The sequence below is a fragment of the Paenibacillus sp. FSL R7-0179 genome (genome assembly GCF_038002265.1).
Taxonomy (GTDB): Bacteria; Bacillota; Bacilli; order Paenibacillales; family Paenibacillaceae; genus Paenibacillus_AQ.
Genome location: NZ_JBBOCC010000002.1, coordinates 3,297,195 through 3,322,583 on the forward strand (window position 1 = coordinate 3,297,195; position 25,389 = coordinate 3,322,583).

The following is a 25,389-nucleotide window of genomic DNA, read 5'->3' on the forward strand; positions in this document are numbered from 1 at the left end:
GCCGGGGGTTTTGTATGTTCCTTATAGTCTGCTCATGAGCTGAGGACGGGTTATGTTGTCCGATATTCTTTTTAGACAGATCAGATTGCCAATTACAAGAATCACGAGATAGATTATGGCCCCCACTAGCATGTCCGGAACCAAGTATATAACCACTAATACCGGAAACACAAACACAACCGAAAGAAAGCTTGTCACATACAAGCCCTGACGCGGAGTTCTGAGCCGCAAAGAAAGAATAGCCGCTATGAACATCATAGCGATGGATGAGAGCAGACTAACGGGAAACAGCAGGATAAGCTGCGCAGCCGTATAGCCTTGGATAGAGACAAGCTCAGGACTGATCATCGCTCCAATACTTACGCCCGCCAATGTCAGCAGGGATGAGAGCGTTAGCATGACCGCCGTTACAAGCACTGGAATCATACATTTAGCCAGAAATACCGGCCGGATCTGCAGAGGAGTAGACAATAAGGCTTCCCCCGTCTTATATACTTTTTCACCGCCTATGGAATACGCTATTAAGTTAGTCGGCACTCTCGGGATCATTAGCACGGTTAGCAGGACGGCATAGTTGAGGTCAAACTTTCCCGTAAAATACAGCAGCAGGCACACCATAGCAACCGGCGAGAAGCACAGAAATCCAAAGCTCAGGAGCATTCTTTTCAAGGTCATTAGCATCTTCCATTCCAATCTCAACACTATGCCAAACTGAGTTCTCGGCAGAGCTGATGATATACGCTGCTGATGCGACCTCTGCGGCTTCTGGATGGCTATCGGCTGGAAGAAATCCGGCTGCTTCATCCTCCTGATCTTCGCTGCGAACATAGATATAACCCAAAGGTAAATCAATGAACAGATACAACTTATGATCAGCGCCGATAACAAGTCCGCAGTTCCTATAACTGACAGACAGATGACCAAGAGAAGGCTTAGAGGATAAGCCATTATCGACACCCTATGGTTGGCAGCCCGTAGATCCCCTGATCTGGAGGAAACATACACTCCGCCCATGCATATTGCACTATAATTCAATGCAGCTACAATCATGATGCACATCCATTGCCAAGGAATCAGCGCTGCTTCGCCACCGGCAAGAAAGCCCGTTAACGCAGAGCAGAGGACGGTTAAAGTGAAGTAGCCCAGCGCAAATAAGAAGCAGAATTCAAACTTCCTCCAAAGTATACTTTTCCCATGGATGGGACTGGAGAGGAGTGTCTCCAAAGTTCGGTGCTCCCGTTCTCCCGCGACGCTGTCAGATAACATGGGTCTCAGTAAGATTGCCGTAAGTAATGCTGCGGTGGTTAAGGAGACTTCTACCCCATGCATGTACAACGGAAGGATTATACCAGTAATGCCTATGGACAGGCCGTAAAAGAAGAGCATCCCTTTGTCACTTGTAAACTCTGCGCACTGCATACGAAAAACGGGATAGGATCTGTTCATCTGCCTCCCCCCTGCTCTATCTCCATGTACAGCTTCTCAAGACTGAATTGCCCGTTCTCCATGTAATGCTCGCTGTCCCGGAGCGCTAAGATGGAATCGGTAAAAATACTCCGCCCGTGCCTCAGAATCGTGATTCTATCGCATAGCTTTTGGACCTCTTCCAGGTGATGCGTGGTCATAATGATGGTGGTCCCCTCATTCTTTGCCAGCCGCAATAACATCTTCCTTAGATCGGTTGTACTGACAGGGTCAAGCCCATTCGTCGGCTCATCCAGGATCAGAAGGCGCGGTTTATGCAGTATGGCCCGGATCAGGGCAACCTTTTTCTTCATGCCGGTAGACAAGCCCTTAATCATCGTTCGTTTCTTCTCATGCAGTTCAAATGTCCGCAGCAGCTCGTCAATACGGCTACTAGATTCTACACGGCTCATACCATAAATATCAGCGTAATACATCAGGTTATCCCAGACGGTCAAAGACTCGTACAGCCCTGTATCTTCAGATAAAACGCCACATAGCCCGCGCACGCTATGCCCCTCCTGTATAGGATTCCGCCCAAAAACATTGACCTCCCCGCCGTCAGGCTCCAGCAAACCAAGCAGCAGGCGAAGCGTTGTGGTCTTTCCCGCACCATTATGCCCCAGCAGTGCGTAAACCTCGCCCTCCGCAATACTCAGATCCAGCCCGTTTACGGCAGCGACATCGCCAAAGGACTTTCTGACCCCTTCGAACCGTATATTCCCCATGCTTCCCACACCATCCTTTAGGTTAACATATGTATAGCTTACTGCACATATTTAGTGTAGTCAACTATACATAAATGGTATAGTGAACTTGACTAAGCCCATAAGCGTGCAACATAATAACAGAGTTGAGGTGCAGATAACATTACTTCAGGGAAGGTGGAGGGTAGTGAAGACTAGAATACGCGAGCTGCGAAAAGAGCGGCGGATTTCCCAAGAGGAATTGGCTAAGGCACTGCGTGTCACACGCCACACCATCACTTCAATTGAGAATGAAAAGTACATCGCCTCCCTCCCGCTTGCCTATAAAATTTCAAAATTTTTCGGTTTGCCGATCGAGGATATTTTTGATTTTTCAGATGTGGAGGATATCGACTATGAAGTCTTTTGAACAGGAGCTGCGGCGGCGGATCGTTATCAATTCCTTCTACGCGGCAGGTATGGGGATAACCGTTATAGTGGCATTTATACTGAAAGCATTCGAATGGGGCAGGCTCGACACACTGGACAGCTGGGATATAGGGATTCTCGCCGGGTTATTCTCCGGTTCGTGGATTTCTGCCGCTCTCCGTGTTGTCAGGCTCCGCAAGGCGCTCAAAAACCCTGAAGTACTTGAAGCGTTACATATTGCCGCGCAAGACGAACGAAACCGGATGATCGCTTTAAAAACGGGCAGAGCTGCTATACGTCTGTTCTTTCTTTTATTGTCTCTTTCTGCTATCGTCGCCTCTTTGATTAACCAAACCGTGTTCTTAACGATTGCTGCTACCTTGGTTACACTTCTGTTGTTGTACCTTCTGTTATCGGCATACTACTCCCGGAAAATTTAACACTTATTAGGTACTGGAGGCGAACTGTATGAACGAAGAGATATTAGCTACACTTGATGAACAAGGGAATCGTACGGGGACGGCTCCTTCAGATTCCACCTCACGATGGACACCCTTGCCTTCAGCTAACGGTAGGCGCTCGCAAGCCCCGTTCGAGGCTTTTCACCCTAAAGATAACGCCCCTGCTGGGTGTACCCTTAACCCCCGGATGCTTTATTAGCTCCCGGGGGTTTTTTGTACGTCTGAATGTATGGGTTGGTTAAGCTTGTTCGTTACTGAAGACCACGAATTCTTCGGGCCTCTCTCGGATATAATCCGCTATGATCTGCAGACTGCTTGCTGTAATCTGCTGATACCGGGTGTAGAGTCCGCTTACCGCTGTTTGAAGCTCACTATCTGCGTTCAGGTCCGGGATCGCTGCCTCGCCCCAGCCTCTTCCTAACCGCCGATTCCTCGCTGCGAATATCTCCTTAGACTCTTCCAGAAGCTGAATCAGCGCAGAGTCTCCAAAAAACTGCAGTCCCTCGAGCACCCCGTCCCAATACCCTGGCTGATCCAACAGATAGCAGATCCAGCCATAGTATTCTTCAGCAGAGTTAGAACTATGGCCATACAGAATCCGGAACATACAGAGTGCCTTCTGTCCTCTTCCAAGATGCGAGAATGCCTCATTCTTCACCTCCGGAGATTGTGCGCGGATCTGCTGGAAGGTCGGCTCCATACAGGCCCAGCCGAGCCGCTCGGCGCTTAGGGAATCGAAAATAATACGGTCCATCGTTACCAGCTTCAATAATGTTCCTCCTCAATTGTTATACATATAGGACAGGAATCCGGCCAGAGCGAAGCCGAAACCACAGCCTTCATGGCGCCTCCCGTTCATCCATCAAGCGCTCTAGGGTTCTATCCTCAAATCTACTGGATATTATTATTTTTCCTTATTTATGGTAAGCTGTTTATAAATTATCGTCAACTCCTGCGAGGTATTGTGCGCGGGATCAATCGGCATTTTGTGAAGGAGCAACTATTATGGTCCAGGAAATATTGACTACCTTTGATGAGCATGGCAATAGAACCGGGACTGCTCCCCGGGACGAGGTTCACCGCCAGGGCCTCTGGCATGAGACCTTCCACTGCTGGTTTGTCCGTAAGGATGAGAGCGGGCTGATGATCTGCCTCCAGCTACGCAGTCAGCAAAAGAAAGATTATGCCGGTCTGCTCGACATCACCGCTGCCGGACATCTGCTGGCGGAGGAGACGGCTTTGGACGGTATCCGCGAGGTGCAGGAGGAGCTGGGGCTTGCGATAGCTTTTGACGAGCTGCAGCCGCTTGGGGTCATCCCTTACCAGATGGATTCTGCCGGATTCTTGGACCGTGAACGGGCGCATGTATATGTCTATGAGAGCCGCTATGCACTCAGTGCATTCACTCCACAGCTGGAAGAAGTGGCAGGCATCGTAGAGGCCCGCTTCGCTGACTTCCGCAGCTTCATCTCGGGAGCAGACAACAAGCTTCATGTGCAAGGCTTCCAGATTAACGGGAACGGTGAACGAACGGACATCGATGAACTGGTGGACTTCACGCGCTTTGTGCCGCATGAGCGTGAATATTTTAGGCGGGTGATTGAGGGGATTGAGCGGTTGTACGGTTAAAGCTGAAATTTTGCTTCCTGATCATCCGACTCCTTTATAGCAGATGGATTTTGTACATTTAATTGATATAGAGTAAGCCGATTTTTGGAATTAGGTGGATAAACAGCATCTAATTCGTTCCCTTTAGCTATTTGAGGCGATAGGAGAGGGATTAAATGTACTTTTTCCAATTAAATTCCTGATATTAGCTAAACGAGAAAAAGTAAGTGCTCTTTTTCCAACTATGTCCCACTCGCCGGAACAATACCGAGATGAAGCGCCTTAGGCAGATGTAGAGCCACAACCTAAGGCAGCTGCACAACCAGAACCTAAACTAAAAGGCAGAACCCCATCGGGGCTCTGCCTTCTTTTGTAACTCAATGTGTATTTACCTGATACATGTAACTATATTAAGCGATTTAGACGCTTCACTTATGCTTTAGCCGCTGCACGCTTCAGAATTGCAAGTCCGTTCACTGCCAGCTTCAACTCGGCCGGAGCCGCAGCGCCGGATTCAACATCAGTGTAGGCTTGTCCGTCCAGCGTCACTACTTGCTCGGAGCCGCTGAAATTCTGCACGAATACATACTCATGCTCGCCGTCGGAACGCAGTTGGGCGGTTACTCCGGTCGGAAGCTCAGCGTTCAGGGTGCGGCTGATCCGCTCTTTTCCGGTAATTGCAGCGTACAGATCCACATAGAACTGCGCGTCCTTCACACGTGTTGCCAGATGATAGGCCTTACCTGCTCCCAGCTTGTTCACAGTGAGTGCAGGACGTCCGGCGTAGAAGTCGCTGCGGTAATGACCCAGCGCCTCAGCGCCTTCCAGATGAATCAGCTCGGCGATCTCATGTGCATCGTATTCCCCGCTCAGCTTCAAGCTGTTGCCGGGGTCAAGCACCAGACCGTTCAGGTCGCGGCTGTGCAGGCCTTCTGTCTCTTCGGCCCAAATGCCCAGTGTTCTGCGCAGCGGTCCCGGGAAGCCGCCCAGGTGACACAGATCGGTCTCGCCGACCACTCCCGACCAATAGGTGGCCAGGAAAGTTCCTCCCTGCTCAACGTATTTCTCAATCCGCTTCCCGTTCTCTTCGCTGATCAGATACAGCATTGGAGCAATCACCAGCTTATAGCCGGACAGGTCATCGCCTGAGCCTACCACATCTACCGGAATTCCCAGTTCCCACAGTCCCCGGTAATGCTGAAGCACCGTCTCTTCATATTTCAGGCCGGAATTGCGGATACCTTGGGCATCCTTCACCGCCCAGCGGTTATCCCAGTCGAACAGAATGGCCGTCTCAGCAGGAGTTGTAGTACCTACAACTTCCTCCAGTCCCGCCAGGGTACGGCCCACCTCAGCTACATCCTTGAAGACACGGGTCTCCGTATGTCCGCTATGGTCGATCACTGCACCGTGGAATTTCTCACTGGAGCCGCGGCTTTTGCGCCACTGGAAATATTGTACGGAATCAGAACCATGCGCAACTGCCTGGAGTGAAGACAGCTTGTGCATGCCCGGACGCTTCAGCTTGCTGACAATCTGCCAGTTCGTGAGGGAAGGCGTGCTTTCCATGAGCAGGAACGGCTTCTTTTTGAAGCTGCGGTACATGTCATGATGCATCGCTGTCCAGGCGGCCAAGCGGGCGTCATCATCGTCCTCGGTATATCCCCAATCCGGGTAAGCATCCCAAGATACCACATCAAGGATCTTAGCCATATTGCGGTAGTCCACGCCGTCAATCATGTGCATGTTGGTAGTCACCGGCAGGTCAGGGTTGAAGCCGCGCACCGCATCAATCTCATGCTGGCAGAAGTTGATTGTCTGATCGCTTACGAACCGGCGCCAGTCCAGGTTAAGCCCATGAACCTGTGTCTCACCATGCGGAGCAGGGGATTCGATCTGTTCCCATGAAGTATACGTATGGCTCCAGAAGGTAGCCCACCAAGCGTGATTCACCTCATCCAGATCATTATTGTATTTCGCCTTGAGCCAGTCTCTGAAGGCATCCTGACAGTAATTACAGTGACATTCGCCGCCGAATTCATTAGAGATATGCCAGCCAATCACTGCCGGATGATGCGCGTAACGCTCAGCCAGCTTGGAGTTGATCAGCGCTGTTTTTTCACGGTAGACCGGTGAAGTGAAGCAGTGATTATGACGGACGCCGTGCAGGTTGCGCACCCGGTTCCGTTCCACCCGCAGCACTTCAGGATACTTCTCGGACATCCATGCCGGACGCGCACCGCTCGGAGTCGCCAGGAAGGCGTAAATTCCATTCTCGGCAAAACGGTCCAGGAGCTGGTCCATCCACTCAAAGTTAAATACCCCTTCTTCGCGCTCCAGCGATACCCAGGAGAAAATTCCGACAGACATGACATTGCAGCCTGCCAGCTTCATCATGCGGATATCTTCTTCCAGCACCCCCGGATATTTCAGCCATTGCTCGGGATTATAGTCGGCACCGTGAAGCATTACAGGAGCCTTGCTGCTGATTGCAGGAACTTTGCTGCTCATATGATTTCATCCTCTCGTTTATGTGTGATAGCAGATGTCAGGATGGGACTTTTCTCGGATACAATTTCTTCTGTTGTGCTGTCCCTCTTGCTTGTATCGATTTATACTATTTATAATAAAGGATAACCTGTGATCAATGGTAGGATAATAATAACGTTTGCATAGCACAAAATGAATATGAGGTGTTCGCATGCTCCCCTTCTCTCTGATTGAAATGCCGCGTGACCTGCGTGCTTTTCCTCTATACCCGTATTCGGTCGGCCGTCATATCCAGTATCACCATGTGCGTCCTGCCGGATTCCCGGTGCATCAGATTTTTCTGATCCGCAGCGGCAGCGGGCGGTTCCGTGATCTGGAGGATGGCACCGAAACGGTTTTGCAGCCGGGGATGGCCTATGCCTTTCCGCCCGACCGCGGGCATGAATATTATCCGTTATCCCACGAACCGTGGCATGTCGGCTTTATCGGATTCCACGGCAGCCAGTCTGCCTCCGTTCTGGAGGGTCTCGGCCTGCTGCCTTCGGCCCCGTTCCGCCCCGAGCGGTTCGAGGAATGCTGGGACATGCTCAGCGGGATCTGGCATACGGTGAACGGGAACAGCTCGGCGCGTCAGGAGGAACAGCCGATGCAGGAGTTGTCGGTGACGCTGTATCGGCTGCTGCTGATGCTGCGCAAAAGTGAAGTCTCCTCAGTTCCAGCAACCCGGCTGGAGAACGAAAACGTCCGCAACGATGCGCTTAATAAAGCGGTCAGTCTGATTAATGAGCATTTCACCGAACCGCTGCTGATCACCAACCTGGCGGCGGCTGTCGGTTATTCCGTCCAGCATTTCCAGCGTCTGTTCCTGCAGGAATACAGCGTCACTCCGCATAAATATCTGCAGAACCTGCGCCTGCAGCGCGCCATGCAGATGCTGACTGAGGACCCGGAGCGTCCCGTGCAGGATATCGCCCTCAACCTAGGCATGGAGACCAATTACTTCATCCGGGTCTTCCGCAAGGCCCATGGAGTGACTCCCGGGGTGATGCGCAGCCGGCTGCATCCGGGCAAGGATCAGTATTGAGCCCGCTGGGCAAAAATAGGGGGTGCCCCATAAGCCATGAAATGGCAGGGACACCCCTTGTTTTGAAGTTGGATGGACGTTTGCGCTCGGTGAGGACGCTCCGCGAAAGCGGAAGAACAGGCTACGGCCGCTATCCAAGGAAAAAAGCTGCAAATTTCCAAAAACACAGAGCAGCGATTCTCTAATAACGGAGAATCGCTGCTTTTTTGTATGTTCAGCTTTTGAAGATACGGCCTGTCTCCTGAAAATCACTTTAACTAATGGCTTGCTGAGAGGTTACCTCCCCCCGATTAGGGTGCAAGGGGGAGGCTTAATTATAATTCGTACAACTAAATCGTCCGATGTGCCGCCAAATCTCCCTTTAGATGTACTTCGTGCAATTAAAATGCCCCTACACCTGGATTTTTGCCCATTCCAGCAAATTTAGTTGTATGGAATACAGTAAGGATAGGAATGCCTTCCTTTTCACTGTTTTTAGTTGCACAGAATACACTTATCCCTGTTTTTCGCTAAGAATGCAGCTTCATACCTTACCGATTTTATGGAATGAAATCACTTGTTTAATCCTGATGGTATACCTAGTTACACCGCCGTAAACTGGCTGTTGTACAAGCGGGCGTAGTAGCCTCCGCTCTCCAGCAGCTCATCATGCGTTCCGCTCTCCACGATATCTCCATCCTTCATGAACAGGATGAGGTCCGCCTCGCGGATCGTGGACAGCCGGTGCGCAATGACGAAGCTGGTCCGGCCGGTGATCATTGCCAGGAAGGCCTTCTGTATCCGCGCCTCTGTCAGCGTATCAATACTGCTGGTCGCCTCATCCAGAATGAGCATCGGCGGATCAACCAGCATGACACGTGCAATGGTGAGCAGCTGCTTCTGGCCCTGGGAGAGATTATCTCCCGAGGTACTGATCTTGGTGTCATAGCCTTCAGGAAGGCGCTTGATGAAGCTATGCGCATTCGCGGCCTTGGCGGCTGCAATCACCTCCGATTCGGAGGCCTCCGGCTTGCCGTATGCAATATTGTCACGGATGGAAGCCCCGTACAGCCAGGTCTCCTGCAGCACCATACCGAAATTGCGCCGCAGACTGTCACGGGTGATGGAGGTAATATCCACCCCGTCAATCCGAATCGTTCCGCTATCTACCTCATAGAAACGCATCAGCAGGTTAACCAGCGTGGTCTTGCCCGCCCCGGTCTGGCCGACGATCGCCACACGTGTGCCCGGCTTCACCTCCAGACTGAAGTTCTTGATCAGCGGGCGCTCCGGTGTATAAGCGAAGCTTACCTTGTCGAAGGTAATGGTTCCCCGGCTGTTCTCCATTACAAAGGCATCTGGCTGGTCCGGGGCCTCCTGCGGGAGATCCAGAATGGTGAAGATCCGCTGCGCCGAGGCTGTGGCAGATTGCAGTTGTGTAATAACGCCAGTAATCTCATTGAACGGCTTCGCGAACAGACTGGAGTAGATCAGGAAGCTGGACAGATCCCCTACGGAGAACAGGTCTCCGATAACAAGCACACTCCCGATCATCGCTATCAGCGAGAAGGTGATATTATTGACCAGCCGCGTAGTCGGATTCGAGAGCGAGCCATAGAACTGCGATTTCGTCCCTGTCTTGTACAGCTCATTATTCCGCTCGGCGAAACCTGCAAAAGAGCGGTCCTCGTAATGATAAGCCTGCACCACCTTCTGCCCGCCGACGATTTCCTCAACATAGCCGTTCAGGCCCCCAAGAATCTTGGCCTGCTCACGGAACAGCTGCTGGGAGCGCATTGTAATGAAGCGGGCGACGAAGAAGGTGGCCGGAGCAGACAGCAGCACCACCAGCGTCATTATAGGACTGATATAGAGCATGAGCCCTATGGCTCCGGCAATGGTTACGATCCCTGTCAGAAGCGTGGAAAAGCCCTGCAGCAGCCCGTCAGAGACGGCATCCATGTCATTCACGAACCGGCTGATGCTGTCTCCCTGAGGATGGTTATCATGGAACTTCAGAGGCAGGGCGTCCAGCTTGTCAAACAGCTCGCGGCGCAGGTCATAGACTGTACGGAACGCCAGCTTATTCGTGTAGTAAGTGAGCAGCCAGCCGAAGAAGCTGCCGACCAGATACACACTGCCCAGAATCAGCAGGAGGCGCAGAATCTCAGGGAACTCCACCCGGTCCGGTCCGATCATATGGTCAATGGCGCGGCCGATCAGGAGCGGCCCGATCAGGCTGGCAACCACGCTCAGGATGGCGCAAAAAACAGCTCCATATGTTATTTTCCGGTACTCACGGGTATATTGAAACAGACGTTTCCAGGTCATTGTACTGGTCATTGTAGTGCCTCCTCGCTTGAGAGCTGTGACATACAGATTTCCTGATAGACTGCGCAGCTCTCCAGCAGTTCCTCATGCGTACCGATTCCGGCAATCTTGCCTTCCTCGAAAACGATAATCTGATCGGCCTGCCTTACTGTACTTACGCGCTGGGATACCAGCAGCACGGTCATATCCGCACTGTTCTCGCTCAGCGCACGGCGCAGTGCCGCATCCGTAGCGAAATCCAGCGCACTGGAGGAATCATCCAGGATAAGGATCGGCGGACGTCCTACGACAGCCCGGGCAATGGTCAGTCGCTGCTTTTGTCCGCCGGACAGGTTATGCCCGCCGCGTACGACCAGCGTATCCAGCCCTTCCGGCAGCCGGGTGATGAACTCCTCAGCCTGGGCAACCGCCGCTGCAGCCATGATCTCATCCCGTGTAGCAGACGCCTTGCCCCAGCGGATATTCTCAGCAATCGTGCCGGTGAACAGCATCGCCTTCTGCGGCACAATACCGATTCTGCTGCGCAACTGTTCCAGCCGGTAGTCCCGTACATTTACGCCCTCGACTCTAACTTCCCCTTCCACAGCGTCATAAAAGCGCGGAATCAGATTTACGAAGGTGCTCTTACCAGAACCGGTACTGCCGATTAATCCAACCGTCTGCCCTTTGAGGATATCTACAGAGATATTTTCCAGGGCCAGCTCTCCGGTCGTGTTATAGCCGAAACAGACATTGCGGAAGGAAATCACCGGTGCTGCACCGTCCGGCTTCGCAGCAGGTGCTTGAGCAGGCACTTCAGCAACCGAAGCGGTCATCGCCAGCACCTCATTGATGCGGCTGGCAGACGACGAGGCTTTGGTGAACAGAATAACCAGATTGGAAACCACGATCAATGCCAGTAGGATCTGGGTTACATAGTTAATGAATGCAATAATCTCACCCTGAGACAGACTCCCGGCTTCGATGTGAATGCCGCCCACCCACAGTATGGCAATAATGGCCGCGTTTACTACCAGTGTCGTCATCGGTCCCAGCCAAGCGGAGATCCGTCCGACACGGATGGCCGTCTGCGTCAGATCCTCAGAGGCTTCATTGAAGCGCTGCTTCTCGCGGCGGCTCTCGGCGAAGGCCCGGATGACCCGGATGCCCGAGAGATTCTCGCTGAGCACCAGCGCCAGCCGGTCCAGCTTCGCCTGATATTTGCGGTACATTGGCGAGCTGCGCGTAATGATGAAGTACAGAATGATTCCGAATACAGGAGTAGCGGCAATCAGGATCAGCGACAGGCGGAAATCCAGGATCATCGCCATAATAATCGCCCCGATACAAATAAACGGCGCACGGATGACCAGCCGGATCAGCATGGCTACTGCCACCTGCAGCTGGTTAACATCGTTGGTGATCCGGTTGATCAGCGAAGGTGTGCCGATGACATCAAGCTCCGCATACGATAGCGAAGAAATATGCTTGAACATTTTATTGCGCAGCGTGGTCCCGAACCCCTGAGAGGCCCGCGCCGCATAATATTGACATACCAGAGAGCAGCCGAAGCCCAGAATAGCCATTGCCACCATCAGGGAGCCCATCTTGTAGACATAGCTGCTATCCTGCTTGGCAATTCCGTTGTTGATGATCAGGGCTACTATGGTCGGCAGCAGCAGCTCCAGAATTGCCTCCAGCAGCTTGAAAATCGGCCCGATCGTCACTTCTTTTTTGTACGGTTTTAAGAAAACTGCAATTTTGCGCACATTGATCCTCACCTAACTTAGCGTATTATGTACTCCCTCTTGAAAAAAACAAAAGACCCGTTATGATTATGTCATACCTGCTTACATATTCATAATATTGGTTTCGTATCTATCCCATATGAATAGCATATGTCATAACCCTTAAGAACGGAGGCTGCACCATGGATATCCGCCAATTAAAATATTTCCTGGCCATTGCCGAGGAAGGACAAATTACATCCGCAGCCAGGAAGCTGAGGATGGCCCAGCCGCCGCTCAGCCAGCAGCTGAAGCTGCTGGAGGAGGAGCTTGGGGTCAAGTTAGTGGAGCGCGGACCGCGCAGTATCCAGCTAACGGATGCCGGAATCATTCTGCGTAACCGGGCCCAGCAGATTCTGGAATTAACGGACTCCACCGCCCGGGAGATCAGCGATTATGCCAAGGGGCTGAAGGGCAGCCTTACCATTGGAACGGTCTCCTCTTCAGGCGCTACCTTGCTTCATGAGCCGCTCACAGCGTTCCATAAGAGCTACTCGGGCGTAACCTTTGAAATCCATGAAGGCAACACATTCATGATTATCGACCTGCTGAATAGGGGCATTGTTGAAGTGGGCATTGTCCGCACCCCGTTCAGCACCAGCAACCTGGAGTGTCTGTATTTCCATTCAGAGCCGATGATTGCGGTTATGACCTCAGATTATGACTGGGCCCCGAGTCAGACTGCCGCCCAACTGGGCGAGCTGCAGGACAAGCCGCTGATTATCTACCGCCGCTTCGAGCAGCTCATCCGCGAGACCTGTCTGGAGCACGGCTTTGAGCCACAGCTCTTCTGTATGAACGATGATGCCCGGACCACGCTGCTCTGGGCCAATGCGGGACTCGGGATCGGCATCGTACCGAGGTCGGCTTTCGAGCTGGCTAATCACAGCAACCTGATCTACAAAGAGATCCTCTGCGAGACTCTGCGCACCCGCGTGGCTGCCGTATGGATGAAGGATAAATATTTGTCGTCCATGGCGACCAAGTTCATCGAGACCTTCAAGTCCATTTGAACCGGCCGCGCACCACTTCCAGCCTCCGCATTCAGGAGGATGTCCAATCCCGGCGGCATTCATCCGCAGGCTGCCCGGACGCCATATTTCTGTGATCAACACAAATACCCCGCTACCGGTCAGCACCAGTAGCGGGGGTTGTTATTCTCTCAGGTCTGCGCCCGGCGCTACGCCGGTGTTAGACCATAATTTTACAAATATCGTTCGTAAACTGTACCGGATCATTAACCTGCAAGCCCTCGATCAGAAGCGCCTGATTGTACAAAAGGTTGGTGTACAGTCCCAGCTTCTCCTTGTCGCCTTCGGCAGCTGCCTTCAGTGATTTGAAGACATCATGGTGAATGTTGATTTCCAGCACCTTATCCGCTTGCACATCCTGGCAGCCGTTAGGCATGGCCTTGAGGATTTTCTCCATCTCGATTGTCAGCTCGCCCTCGGTGGACAGGCAGACCGGATGGGATTTCAGCCGCTTGGAGGCTTTGACTGCCTTCACTTTGCCGGACAGAATGCCCTGCATCGCTTCGAACAATCCCTTGTTCTCATTCTCTTCCTCTTCGGATGGCTTATCCTCGGCACTTTCTTCAATCCCCAAGTCGCCGCTGGAGACATTTCTGAACTCCTTCTCCTTATATGCCATGATCATCTTGATTGCGAATTCATCGATATCATCGGTGAAGTAGAGAATCTCATAGCCCTTATCCAGCACCATTTCGGTCTGTGGCAGCTTCTCAATGCGCTCTACCGATTCACCGGAAGCGTAGTAGATATATTTCTGGTCTTCCGGCATTCTCTCTACATATTCAGCCAGCGTTACCAGCTTCTTCTCTTTGGAAGAATGGAACATGAGGAGATCCTGCAGTGTTTCTTTTTCCATGCCGTAGTCGTTATAGACTCCGAACTTCAGCTGTCTGCCAAAAGACTTATAGAACGTCTCATACTGCTCGCGCTCATCCTTCAGCAGGCTCAGGAGCTGGCTCTTGATCTTGCTCTTAATGTTCTTCGCGATCATTGTCAGCTGGCGGTCATGCTGCAGCATCTCACGGGAGATATTGAGCGACAGGTCCTCGGAATCGACCATCCCCTTGACGAAGCTGAAGTAATCCGGCAGCAGGTCGGCGCATTTATTCATAATCAGCACGCCGTTGGAGTAGAGCTCCAGGCCTTTTTCATATTCCTTGGTGTAGTAGTCGAACGGAGTATTCTCCGGGATGAACAGAATTGCATTATAGACCACTGCGCCGTCGGCACTGATGTGGATATGCTTCAGCGGCTTGTCGAACCCGTAACGCTTCTCTGCATAGAAGTTGTTGTAGTCCTCATCGGTCAGCTCTTTCTTGTTCTTGCGCCAGATCGGCACCATGCTGTTGACCGTCTGCTCTTCGGTGACATCGATGAATTCATTCTCGGCGCCCTCTTTGGGCTGTCTGCCGGTAATGTCCATCTTGATCGGGAAGCGGATGAAGTCCGAATACTTCTTGATGATCGATTTCAGACGGTATTCTTCGAGGAATTCATCGTAGTTATCGTCCTCGGTGTTCTCTTTGATCTTCAGCGTAATTTCGGTACCGACCGTATCCTTCTCACAAGGCTCAATCGTGTAGCCGTCGGCCCCCTGGGATTCCCACTTGAACGCCTGCCCGCTGCCCAGCGCCTTACTGATTACGGTCACATCGTCAGCCACCATGAATGCGGAATAGAACCCGACCCCGAATTGTCCGATGATGTTGTGTCCGTCCTTGGCTTCATTATCCTTCTTAAAAGCAAACGAACCGCTGTTCGCGATAATACCCAGGTTGTTCTCCAGCTCTTCCTGTGTCATCCCGATGCCGGTATCGGCAATGGTTAACGTGCGGCTTTCTTTGTCAGCGGTTACTTTAATGTAGTAGTCCTCTTTATTGAACACCAGACTATCATCGGCCAGTGCCTTGTAATAGATTTTATCGATGGCATCACTTGCATTTGAGATCAGTTCCCGCAGAAAAATCTCACGCTGCGTATAAATGGAGTTAATCATCATTTCCAGCAGTCTTTTGGATTCAGCTTTAAACTCTTTTTTAGCCATGAATAAATAAATCTCCTTTCAAAAGTAACCTTCGGATTGCGGAGCATCGTTTAGCACTCCACTCACTTGAGTGCTAACACTCCCTTTTATATAACATATTCTCGTTTTTGATGTCAATATCTTGCTGCATATAATAGGCGCCGAAAAAAGATATGCATTCTATTTTAGTCCATGTTAGCATTCGGATTGTACTTCATTTGACCACTTAACTACAGAAAGGATAATGAATCTTGATGAACATTCAACTCGAAAGCATTCCGGCAACACGCATAGCTTATGTACGGCAGACAGGTCCCTACGGTCCCGCAAACGCTCAGGCGATGGAACATTTGAAGCAGTGGGCGCGCGAACAAGGCTTGCTTCAAGGCTCGGCGGTGCTGTTCGGCATTCCGCAGGACAACCCTGAGACCACCCCGCCTGCGGAGTGCAGATATGATGCCTGCATCAGCCTGCCTGAGAATCCTCCCACCGAGGACTCCGTACTTTACGGCAAGCTTCCCGGCGGAGCCTACGCAGTGGTAACCCTCCAGCATACGGCTGAAGCTGTAGGGCAAGCCTGGGCTGAGATTCTCCCGGCAATGTCACGCAGCGGCCATCAGCTTGATCCCGGGCGGCCGGTTATGGAGAGATACACGGAGGACATGGTCAGCAGGCATCTTTGTGAGCTTTGTTTCCCTGTGTTAGGGTAAGAGCGGGAAGGCGCTTTGAAAAGCGGATGTGCCGAAATCCATGAATGGAGCAAGATCAACGTGGGCCCTTGGGTAGACGCTCCGCAAACAGAACGTTGTTACACAATATTGTTGCACATTTTGCAGGACTTCACTAAAAAAGTTACTGGCTACAGTACATTGTTGCATTATTTGCAGGAATTCCGGTGCTTGGAGCAAGTTAGCGCTGGCATTGTTGCAATTGTTGCAGGATCTCAGCATCAGTCGCTTCTACCGGACACTATTGCTGCACTTCATGCAAGATTTCTCTACGATGTTACAAGCTGCGGAGCACGAGGCCTGTCCTTCATCGCAGCAACACCAATTGTATTCGAATTTCCGCATAGATGGGGTCCGATTATCTTCGTGACAGCATTGTGTTCGGTTTTCCGCATCCATTGTTACACTTTCCTTCACACCGAACAAGAGCGCTGCCACACCCTTCATGAGGGTGTTACGGCAGTGCTCTTCTAATGGTATGAATCTGCTAAACGACGGCCAGACGCTGCGCGCACGTTACCATCATAGCGCAACAGTCCTCGACTTTGCATCCTCAAGCAGCATCTGAATCAGCGACTGGAGCGGCAAAGACCTCCACTTCTTCGGATGCAGCAGCAGCTGCAGATCGAAATGAATCTCCGGGTGGGCAAAAGACAGCTCAGACAGGTTGCCCCGCTCGATCTCCTCCTCCGCCACAATCCGCGGCAGCAGCGCTATGCCCAGGCCATTGCGTACACAACGCTTAATCGCTTCCAGATTCGACAGCTCAAAACCAATCCGGAACACGATCCCGTGGTCCCGGAGCAGGTTCTCGAACAGGCTGCGGTAAATGCAGCTCTCCTCGGAGACAATCAGCTCGCAGTTGTTCAGATCCTGAAGCGTCACCTGCTCCAGCCGGGCCAGCGGATGGCTGGCGGGTGCCACCAGGACAAGTGGCTCCTCGCGGATGATCGTCCGGGTAAGCGCGCTATCCACCGTGCTGCGGTCCAGCAGAAGGCCGATATCGACCTCGCCGTCCCTGATCTTAGAGATCAGATTGGCCTCCTGCTCCGTCTGCAAATGAATATTCAGGCCAGGGAACATCGTCCGCAGCTGCTGCAGGAACGGCGGCAGATAGAAGGCTGCGAGTGAATCAATCGTTCCAATTGTAAGCGTTCCGCCGATCTGCTGGGCGATCGTTTCCTTAGAGCGGTCATAGAGCTCCAGAATCTCCACGAACAGCTTAAGCAGCTCCTCACCCGGCGGTGTCAGACGCAGGGCGCGGCCGTGACGTTCGATGAGCGGTACGCCATATTCCTTCTCAATCTTCTGTATCTGCATCGTGACACTGGACTGTGCATAGCCCAGCTCTTCAGCCGCGCGCGTGAAGCTCTGCCGCTTGGCCACTTCGCGGAAGGTCCGCATATACGTTAAGTCCATCGTCTCACCCTAACATCAATATTATTGATAACCCACATCATTTATTATAGCTAACAACGATGCAATAATCCATGGTACAGTAGAACAAACGGATTTTTCATTTTTGGAGGACGATATTCATGTTAACAGAAGAACAGATTTATGGAATTTATGTTCCCGTGGTCACCCCGTTCCATGCTGCTGGTGAGCTTGATCTGGAATCGTATCAGCGTTATGTGAGCAACATCATCAAGAACAATATTCATGGTCTGGTCGTCAATGGAACCACTGGAGAATCGCCGACAGTCAATATACAGGAATTACAATCGCTCGTAGATACCTCACGGGAACTTTTGAAGTCCAGCTCGATCCCGCTCGTGGTGGGCACAGGTACGAATGATACATACTCTACCGTAGCCCGTACTGAGCTGGCGGCGAATGCAGGTGCCGATGCCGCACTGGTGGTTGTCCCTTATTACAGCCGTCCGTCTCAGGAAGGCATCATCGCCCATTTCCGCAAGGCGGCAGAGGTAGGTCTGCCTATTATGGCTTACGATATCCCGGGCCGCACTGGAGTCGGCATGACACTGGACACCGCCCGCACGATCCTGGAGATGAATAATGTCGTAGGGTTAAAAGACTGCTCCGGCTCCCCCCTGCTCGTCTCCGAGCTGTCGAGAAGCGGTGGCAAGCCCGTGCTCTGCGGCGACGATCTGCATTTCTTCGAGATGCTGGGCTACGGAGCCGCCGGAGGCATGCTGGCCTCAGCCAATGTACATACCGGCCGCTTCCTCAGCATCTACGAGCAGTACAGAGCCGGTCAGGTTGAGGCTGCACAGGCCGCGTATGATGGGCTGGTGCCGCTGATGAAGCTGCTGTTCAAGGAGTCCAACCCGGCTCCGATCAAATGGCTGCTCAGCGAACTCGGTGAGCTCGCCTCGGATACGCTCCGCCTGCCAATGACCTCCATCAGCGCCGCGCTGCGCGAAGAACTTGGCGCCTACCTTGCAGGAGAAGCTGTCATGGGCAGACAAGAAGCGATGTAACAGATAAGAGTCATGTAACAGACAAACACCCGGCATTTTCAGTAAGGTACTGAGAATGTCGGGTGTTTGCGTTAAATAAGATCAAGCATTACTGCACATTGCAAAGCCAATTACGAGCGGCCCGCTTTAGCCGCTGGACGGCTGGAAGGACGTCCGCCCTGATTGCCGCCAGGTCTGCTGCCCGGCTGGTTTGAACGGCCGTATGAGCCGCCAGAAGATTTCTGGCTCTGGCTGCCGCCTGGACGCCCGCTGGCATTAGCCTGGCTCCCCGAAGCACCTCTCGCTCCACCGCCAGCATACCCGCTGCGGGGTGCGCTTCCGGCTCCACTGCCTGCATGACCGCTTCCAGATGCGCCTTTAGCGCCGCCTGTGTTGCCCCCGCTCTGCTGTTTGCCTTGCACGAACCATTCCGACTTTGGCTTGCGGGGCGGATTAGTCTTGGCTTTCTGCGACGGTTTGACCGGGGCTTTGCCGGGACGGTCTGCCAGCAAGGCCATATTGCTCTTAGACATCGGGTACGCATGGTCCTTGATCTCCGGAATCGTCTTGCCGATCAGCTTCTGGATATCCTTCAGATACGGAATCTCCTCCGCTTCGCACAGCGAGATGGCAATGCCGCTCATCCCCGCACGGCCGGTCCGGCCAATCCGGTGAACATAGGTTTCCGGGATATTCGGCAGATTGAAGTTGATGACATGGGACAGCTCATCAATATCAATTCCGCGCGCAGCAATGTCTGTAGCTACCAGCACGCGGGTAGCTCCGCTCTTGAAGTTTCTCAGCGCATTCTGGCGCTCATTCTGTGATTTGTTGCCGTGAATGGCCTGTGCAGTAATATTAATGCGGGTTAAGTCCCGGGTTACCCGGTCCGCGCCGCGTTTGGTGCGTGTGAATACCAGCGCCGATACAATCGACGGGTCCTGCAGCAGACGGTTCAGCTGATTCTGCTTGTTTCCGTTCTCCAGCAGATAGATCGACTGCTCAATTCTGTCTACCGTAGAGGATACCGGAGTAATCTCGATTTTGACCGGATTGACAAGCAGTGTCTTCACCAGCTGGGAAATCTCCGCAGGCATAGTTGCCGAGAAGAACAAGGTCTGCTTCTTGACCGGCATCTTGGCGATAATCCGCTTCACATCATGAATGAAGCCCATATCCAGCATGCGGTCCGCTTCATCCAGCACGAGAATCTGCACATGCTGCAGATCCACACGCTTTTGGCTGATCAGGTCGATTAGGCGGCCCGGTGTAGCAATCAGAATGTCGGCACCGATGGCAAGCGCCCGTTCCTGCGCCTTCTGTGATACGCCACCGACAATGGCTGTCGAGCGGATCGTTGTGAACTTGCTGTAGGCCTGAATGTTCTCCTGAATTTGCAGCGCCAGCTCACGGGTAGGCGTAAGAATCAGGGAACGGATGCGCTTGCCTCCACCGGTTCTGCCCGGCTGCTGGCTCAGCAGCTGAATGATCGGCAATGAGAAGGCCGCCGTTTTACCGGTGCCGGTCTGTGCACAGCCCAGGATATCTCTGCCGGCTAAGGCTGCAGGAATAGACTCTTCCTGAATAGGGGTTGGGGATGTATAGTTTTCCAGGCTAAGCGCCTTAAGAATCGGGGGGATCAGGTTCAAATCGTTAAATGTCATTTTATCTCCTTCATTGGGCATACATATATTGGTGAATCCTTAATTCCAGTACTGTATATTCCTTTTGCGGCGTCTCCACATAGCGCTCAGCAAAGTCATAACACATAATGATAACACAGAAAAGCATTTTTGAAAACTTTCATTTCTTTCTTTTCAAAAAAATATACAACAAAAAAGCAGAGGATAGGTCCCCTGCTCTTGTCTTCACTATAATAAAATACTAGTCTAGGATTTCAGCGGTATCGCCATTGTTGGCACCGGCAGCGTTAGCTTCATCGGTATCGATATGCATGTCCAGCTTGAAGCTGTCGGATACGCGTGCAATCACGTTCTCCAGCACCAGGCCGCGTTCACCGCCCAGACGTACCTTCAGGAGCTGCTTGTCAGCAATGCCCCAAGCTTCTGCTTCGGAAGTGTGGAAGTGAATGTGACGTGCTGCAACAATAACGCCAGTCTCCAGCTCAACTTCACCGGCAGGTCCTTTAATCGTAATTCCTGGTGTTCCTTCAATATTGCCGGATTCACGGACAGGTGCCTTCACCCCGAGGCTGAAGGAGTCTGTGCGGGATACTTCCAGCTGCGAAGCCGGACGGGCAGGTCCGAGGATTCTTACTTTGTCGAACTTCCCTTTCGAACCAATTACAGCTACCTGCTCATTCGCTGCGAATTGTCCGGGTTGGGACAGGGGTTTGAACTCGGTCAATTGATAACCTGGGCCGAACAATGCTTCTACGTGCTCCTGCGTAAGGTGAATATGCCGGGCCGACACACCTACGGGTACAGTCTTGCTCATTTTTAAGTCACTCCTTGTATTTTCTCTAGTATCTGTACAAGCCACTGAACATTATACATCTATTTACCCGAAAATAAAAAGACCCGCATCACAATGCGAGGCTTTTTTCCGGGCATATTACGATTCTGTGAATGCTTCATCCTGGTTTTTCCAATTCATAGTCATTTACTGGCGAGAACTGAGGCGCTTCCTGCGGAAGAAGGCAACTGCTCCCTCAAGAACCCCAGCGCATTCTCATACAGCCAGCCCCGCACATCCGCCTCCGGATAATATTTCAGCAACATATCAGCGAACTCCGCATATTTTCCCGGATGCTCCAGCCCTTCTACCCATGCTTCAATCCCGTCAAAATCCGAGCCGAACATCAGCTGTCCGCTCCCGCCAAGACCACAGACATGCTCAATATGCCTCCGCATATCCTCCCGCCGGGCCGCTCCTTCATCCCGCACGAACCAGGGGACAAAGGTAAGCCCGATTCGCCCGTCCTTGGCAATCAGTGCCTTCAGCTGATCATCGCTCAGATTGCGGGGATGACTGCATACCGCAGCGCAATTCGAATGCGAAGCAATGAACGGACGGGTACTGTGCTCCACCAGCTCCCAGAAGCCTGCCGGGGCCAAATGCGACACATCCAGCAGCATTCCGCTCCCGTTGCACCAGTCGATCAGCTTCCGGCCATGCTCAGTGAAACCGCCGTTCCGCCGCTCCAGCACACCGTCCGCCGCCCAGTTGGCATAGTTCCAGGTAATCCCCAGGCAACGCACACCCAGCTCGAAGCATAACTGGGCATAGAACAGATTGCCTTCCAGACCGTCCACGCCCTCCAGAGAGAGCATTCCATAGGTCGGTCCAGTTAAGCTGCCTTCCTGCACTTCTTCCTTCCAGCGCAGCCACTGAAGCCCTCCAGGACAAGCAACCTTTTGATGAAAGCACTCGATTTGCCCCAGAATATCCTCGAATTTGGCCCTTCCGCGCACCGCAGACAAGTAGATGGCAAAAACCTGCAGTCCGACATTCCCCTCTGCCAGCCGCTCTGCGGTCACATCCAGCCGGGGGTCATTCCTGAAGTCTATCCCTGGATTCGCCTGCAGCTTACTCAGAGCATCACAATGAAAATCCGCTACCTTCAGCTTCCTGTTCTCCACCATAGGTCCGCTCTCCTTCTTTCTTCACCTGCTGAATATCCGAATGAATTATTGACGGCCCAGCGTCTATTTCATGTATATGCGCCTGACTGAAGCAGCAGTCAGCACAGCAAAAAGCCTGTTTACAGTGTAAACAGGCTTAATCTAAATGATTCACTTGAGTTATCTAGGTTCTACAATAAGTTTAATTGCCGTCCGGTCTTCCCCATCAATCACTATATCCGTAAAAGCCGGAATACAGATCAAGTCCACTCCGCTGGGTGCGACAAATCCCCGGGCGATGGCAACGGCCTTAACGGCCTGGTTCAGTGCTCCTGCTCCAATAGCTTGTAGCTCGGCCGATCCACGTTCGCGAAGAACACCTGCTAATGCGCCAGCAACGGAATTTGGATTGGATTTAGCTGATACTTTTAATACATCCATAGTAAGTACCTCCCCTGGGAAAATGATGGTGTTCTTCTTCCACTACAGTAGATGTTATTCGCTTCAGAAGAATTAATTCCTTCTTTTTGCGGACCTCTCCGGAGAAAATAGTTCAAAAGATACTCTTTTTCGATATAATAAATATCACACTTTACCCAAAACAAAATGAGTCTTACCGAATTACCTATTTGTACGAAAACCTTCTAGCTCATCACCCATTCATCTTCACGCAGCCGGATCTTCTCCAGTCGTGTCGCTTTGCCTGTAGCTTCATCAAGTTCTGCGAATAGACCATGCAGCTGCCATTTGCCTTCGTCGACTACAAACCGGGAGGGAAGCTGAGTTGTAAATTTATAGATGATCGCATCCTTTTCCATACCCAGAATCCCTTCTCTTGAACCAACCATACCCGCATCTGTAAGATACGCTGTCCCTCCAGGCAGGATCACATCATCATTGCTCTGCACATGAGTATGTGTACCGACCACAATCGAAGCCAGTCCATCCATAAAATAACCCATCGCTATTTTCTCTGAGGTTGCTTCTGCATGGAAATCCACCAGAATGCACTTATGCTCTCTGCGCAGTTCCTCCACAATCTCCTCGCCTACCCGGAACGGATCATCGATCGCCGGAAGAAAGGTACGGCCCTGCAGATTCACAATCGCCAGCTGCTTACCGTTCCCCTTAACAACGGTATATCCCCGGCCCGGTGTCCCCGGCGGAAAGTTAGCCGGACGGATGATCCGCGGCTCGTCGTCGATGAACTCGAAGATATCCTTGTTGTCCCAGGTGTGATTGCCCATCGTAATACCGTGGATACCCCAGTTAAAGAATTCGTTAGCGATAGCAGCGGTGATCCCTCTGCCGGCAGCGGCATTCTCACCATTGGCAATAATGATATGCGGCTGATATTTGCTTTTCAGGGAAGGCAGCATTTCACGCAGCGCTTTTCTGCCTGTATTGCCTACAATGTCTCCGATAAATAAAACTTTAATAATCTTCTCCTCCTAAATTTTTGGTTTGTGTATGCTCTGCCCACCATAAATCGCTGCTTAAGTATAATTTCACCTATTCTGCTTCATTCCAAACTCAACGCCGCTTGTGGCGCAGGATAGAGCATATTAGATTGTTCAGCAGGCTCCAGTGTGAATGGATATACCAACAGCTCACGGCTTTCACGCAAGAAAAAAGGCCCCGCAAGGGGGCCGATTTCCTTATTTATTTCGCATATTCTACAGCGCGTGTCTCGCGGATTACCGTAACCTTGATATGACCCGGATAATCCAGCTCACTCTCAATCATCTTCGTAATATCGCGGGCCAGACGGAAGCTTTCGGCATCATCAATCTTCTCAGGCTGTACCATTACGCGAACCTCGCGGCCCGCCTGAATGGCATAGGATTTCTCTACACCCTCGAAGGACTCCGAAATTTCCTCCAGCTTCTCCAGACGTTTGATGTACGTTTCCAGGGTCTCACGGCGTGCACCCGGACGGGCAGCCGACAAAGCGTCAGCAGCTCCAACCAGCATAGCAATAACCGAGGTAGCCTCGCAATCTCCATGATGGGACGCGATACTGTTGATAACCACCGGATGTTCCTTGTACTTCTTCGCCAGTTCGACGCCGATTTCAACATGCGAACCTTCCACTTCATGATCAAGCGCTTTGCCGATATCATGCAGCAGTCCGGCACGTTTTGCAAGCACGATGTCTTCCCCAAGCTCACCGGCCATAAGTCCAGTCAAATAAGCAACCTCCATGGAGTGCTTCAGTACGTTTTGACCGTAGCTCGTGCGGAATTTCAGGCGGCCCAGAATTTTGATCAGATCCGGGTGCAGACCGTGAACGCCAACCTCGAAGGTAGCTTGTTCACCGTATTCGCGAATCCGTTCATCCACTTCTTTGCGGGATTTCTCCACCATTTCTTCAATACGTGCAGGATGGATACGTCCGTCTGCCACCAGCTTCTCGAGTGCCGTACGGGCCACTTCGCGGCGGATCGGATCAAATCCTGACAGAATAACCGCTTCCGGCGTATCATCAATAATAAGATCAATCCCGGTCAGAGTCTCCAGCGCACGGATATTCCGGCCTTCACGACCGATAATCCGGCCCTTCATCTCTTCATTCGGCAAGGTAACGACAGATACCGTAGTTTCCGCCACATGATCAGCCGCACAGCGTTGAATCGCCAAGGTGATAATCTCACGGGCTTTCTTGTCCGCTTCTTCCTTAGCCTGCTGTTCGATTTCCTTGATCATCTGAGCAGTTTCATGGCGAACTTCCTGTTCTACATTGCTGAGAATGATACTTCTGGCATCATCGATGCTCAGATTGGAGATACGCTCCAGTTCAGTAACCTGATTCTTGTAAATCACATCAATTTGCTGTTGGGTTTCATCAATTCGTTTCTCTTTGTTAGCTACTTGTTCTTCTTTTCGTTCAAGCGATTCCATTTTTTTATCCAGCGATTCTTCCTTTTGCAGCAAACGTCGCTCTTGCCGTTGGATTTCATTCCGACGTTCACGAGTTTCTTTCTCAGCTTCGGTACGGATTCTATGAACTTCGTCCTTAGCTTCGAGTACCGTTTCCTTCTTCAGCGCCTCCGCCTCTTTCTTCGCGTTCTCCACGATGACTACGGCTTCTTTCTCTGCGCTGGAAATCTTAGCTTCTGCAAGGGATTTACGAATAAAATAACCGAATCCAAAGAATGCTGCAGCTACAACGAGAACGATAATGACCCAGATCAATGGTTCCATCTGTTCACCTCCTCGTTGATATCCTCCAAGGTGCGTCCCTTGGGTATTTGTGCAGTTGTTAAACTATCCGTTCATCACCATACAAAAAACCGGTAATA

The 25,389-nt window shown here is 51.8% G+C and carries 21 protein-coding genes; 7 read left to right on the forward strand and 14 right to left on the reverse strand.

Features of this window, described 5'->3' with window-relative positions; genetic code table 11:
• Window positions 1-21 precede the first annotated feature (21 nt).
• Together MKX63_RS30705 and MKX63_RS30710 are read right to left on the reverse strand one after the other, a co-directional pair.
• Entirely contained in the window at window positions 22-1,446 is a 1,425-nt protein-coding gene (locus tag MKX63_RS30705; RefSeq protein WP_341022556.1) for a hypothetical protein, read from the reverse strand.
• A complete protein-coding gene (locus MKX63_RS30710; protein ID WP_341022559.1) occupies window positions 1,443-2,192 on the reverse strand; it encodes an ABC transporter ATP-binding protein in 750 nt (249 codons plus the stop codon). The genes MKX63_RS30705 and MKX63_RS30710 overlap by 4 nt, the downstream gene beginning before the upstream one ends.
• A gap of 166 nt (window positions 2,193-2,358) precedes the next feature.
• Here MKX63_RS30710 and MKX63_RS30715 point away from each other — a divergent pair, with 166 nt between their 5' ends.
• Window positions 2,359-2,580, forward strand: a complete 222-nt coding sequence (locus tag MKX63_RS30715) for a helix-turn-helix transcriptional regulator (RefSeq protein WP_036699162.1) — start codon at window positions 2,359-2,361, stop codon at window positions 2,578-2,580.
• On the forward strand, window positions 2,567-3,019 hold the full coding sequence (locus MKX63_RS30720; protein WP_341022563.1) for a hypothetical protein: 453 nt from the start codon (window positions 2,567-2,569) through the stop codon (window positions 3,017-3,019). Before MKX63_RS30715 ends, MKX63_RS30720 begins: the two co-directional genes overlap by 14 nt.
• Window positions 3,020-3,278: 259 nt before the next feature.
• Here MKX63_RS30720 and MKX63_RS30725 read toward each other — a convergent pair whose 3' ends face one another.
• On the reverse strand, window positions 3,279-3,809 hold the full coding sequence (locus MKX63_RS30725) for a hypothetical protein (RefSeq protein ID WP_341022566.1): 531 nt from the start codon (window positions 3,807-3,809) through the stop codon (window positions 3,279-3,281).
• Window positions 3,810-4,045: 236 nt separating this feature from the next.
• Here MKX63_RS30725 and MKX63_RS30730 point away from each other — a divergent pair, with 236 nt between their 5' ends.
• Complete coding sequence (locus tag MKX63_RS30730; RefSeq protein ID WP_341022568.1) at window positions 4,046-4,669, forward strand: NUDIX hydrolase; 624 nt, start codon at window positions 4,046-4,048, stop codon at window positions 4,667-4,669.
• Window positions 4,670-5,080: 411 nt separating this feature from the next.
• Here MKX63_RS30730 and MKX63_RS30735 read toward each other — a convergent pair whose 3' ends face one another.
• Entirely contained in the window at window positions 5,081-7,159 is a 2,079-nt protein-coding gene (locus MKX63_RS30735) for a beta-galactosidase (protein ID WP_341022571.1), read from the reverse strand.
• 190 nt (window positions 7,160-7,349) lie between these two features.
• Between MKX63_RS30735 and MKX63_RS30740 the strand changes: the two genes are divergently transcribed.
• A complete protein-coding gene (locus MKX63_RS30740; RefSeq protein ID WP_341022573.1) occupies window positions 7,350-8,222 on the forward strand; it encodes an AraC family transcriptional regulator in 873 nt (290 codons plus the stop codon).
• 582 nt (window positions 8,223-8,804) lie between these two features.
• Here the strand turns inward: MKX63_RS30740 and MKX63_RS30745 are convergent.
• A complete protein-coding gene (locus MKX63_RS30745) occupies window positions 8,805-10,544 on the reverse strand; it encodes an ABC transporter ATP-binding protein (protein WP_341022575.1) in 1,740 nt (579 codons plus the stop codon).
• Window positions 10,541-12,280 (reverse strand): ABC transporter ATP-binding protein, encoded by a 1,740-nt coding sequence (locus MKX63_RS30750; protein WP_341022576.1) that lies wholly within the window; start codon window positions 12,278-12,280, stop codon window positions 10,541-10,543. The genes MKX63_RS30745 and MKX63_RS30750 overlap by 4 nt, the downstream gene beginning before the upstream one ends.
• 161 nt (window positions 12,281-12,441) lie before the next feature.
• Here MKX63_RS30750 and MKX63_RS30755 point away from each other — a divergent pair, with 161 nt between their 5' ends.
• Window positions 12,442-13,311, forward strand: a complete 870-nt coding sequence (locus MKX63_RS30755) for a LysR family transcriptional regulator (RefSeq protein ID WP_341022579.1) — start codon at window positions 12,442-12,444, stop codon at window positions 13,309-13,311.
• 178 nt (window positions 13,312-13,489) lie between these two features.
• Here the strand turns inward: MKX63_RS30755 and htpG are convergent, their stop codons facing one another.
• On the reverse strand, window positions 13,490-15,373 hold the full coding sequence (htpG, locus tag MKX63_RS30760; protein ID WP_341022581.1) for a molecular chaperone HtpG: 1,884 nt from the start codon (window positions 15,371-15,373) through the stop codon (window positions 13,490-13,492).
• 233 nt (window positions 15,374-15,606) lie between these two features.
• On the opposite strand from htpG, the gene MKX63_RS30765 reads away from it, so the two are divergent.
• On the forward strand, window positions 15,607-16,062 hold the full coding sequence (locus MKX63_RS30765; protein ID WP_341023366.1) for an AraC family transcriptional regulator: 456 nt from the start codon (window positions 15,607-15,609) through the stop codon (window positions 16,060-16,062).
• 540 nt (window positions 16,063-16,602) lie between these two features.
• Here the strand turns inward: MKX63_RS30765 and MKX63_RS30770 are convergent.
• Window positions 16,603-17,499: a LysR family transcriptional regulator gene (locus tag MKX63_RS30770; protein ID WP_341022582.1), complete on the reverse strand. Its 897-nt coding sequence runs from the start codon at window positions 17,497-17,499 to the stop codon at window positions 16,603-16,605.
• A 119-nt stretch (window positions 17,500-17,618) separates the two neighbouring features.
• Between MKX63_RS30770 and dapA the strand changes: the two genes are divergently transcribed.
• A complete protein-coding gene (gene dapA, locus MKX63_RS30775; RefSeq protein WP_341022584.1) occupies window positions 17,619-18,524 on the forward strand; it encodes a 4-hydroxy-tetrahydrodipicolinate synthase in 906 nt (301 codons plus the stop codon).
• Window positions 18,525-18,634: 110 nt separating this feature from the next.
• Here dapA and MKX63_RS30780 read toward each other — a convergent pair whose 3' ends face one another.
• The 6 genes from MKX63_RS30780 to rny all read right to left on the reverse strand — a co-directional run bounded on the left by MKX63_RS30780 (window position 18,635) and on the right by rny (window position 25,291).
• Window positions 18,635-20,167 carry a DEAD/DEAH box helicase gene (locus MKX63_RS30780; protein ID WP_341022586.1) on the reverse strand — a complete coding sequence of 511 codons (1,533 nt, stop codon included), beginning with the start codon at window positions 20,165-20,167 and terminating at the stop codon, window positions 18,635-18,637.
• 220 nt (window positions 20,168-20,387) lie between these two features.
• Window positions 20,388-20,960, reverse strand: a complete 573-nt coding sequence (gene pduL / locus MKX63_RS30785) for a phosphate propanoyltransferase (protein ID WP_036692683.1) — start codon at window positions 20,958-20,960, stop codon at window positions 20,388-20,390.
• Window positions 20,961-21,121: 161 nt separating this feature from the next.
• Window positions 21,122-22,108 (reverse strand): dipeptidase, encoded by a 987-nt coding sequence (locus MKX63_RS30790; RefSeq protein WP_341022588.1) that lies wholly within the window; start codon window positions 22,106-22,108, stop codon window positions 21,122-21,124.
• Window positions 22,109-22,267: 159 nt separating this feature from the next.
• Complete coding sequence (locus MKX63_RS30795; protein WP_019910496.1) at window positions 22,268-22,528, reverse strand: stage V sporulation protein S; 261 nt, start codon at window positions 22,526-22,528, stop codon at window positions 22,268-22,270.
• A gap of 203 nt (window positions 22,529-22,731) precedes the next feature.
• Window positions 22,732-23,526, reverse strand: a complete 795-nt coding sequence (locus tag MKX63_RS30800; RefSeq protein WP_341023368.1) for a TIGR00282 family metallophosphoesterase — start codon at window positions 23,524-23,526, stop codon at window positions 22,732-22,734.
• A 223-nt stretch (window positions 23,527-23,749) separates the two neighbouring features.
• Entirely contained in the window at window positions 23,750-25,291 is a 1,542-nt protein-coding gene (gene rny, locus MKX63_RS30805; protein WP_036692679.1) for a ribonuclease Y, read from the reverse strand.
• Window positions 25,292-25,389: the final 98 nt, after the last annotated feature.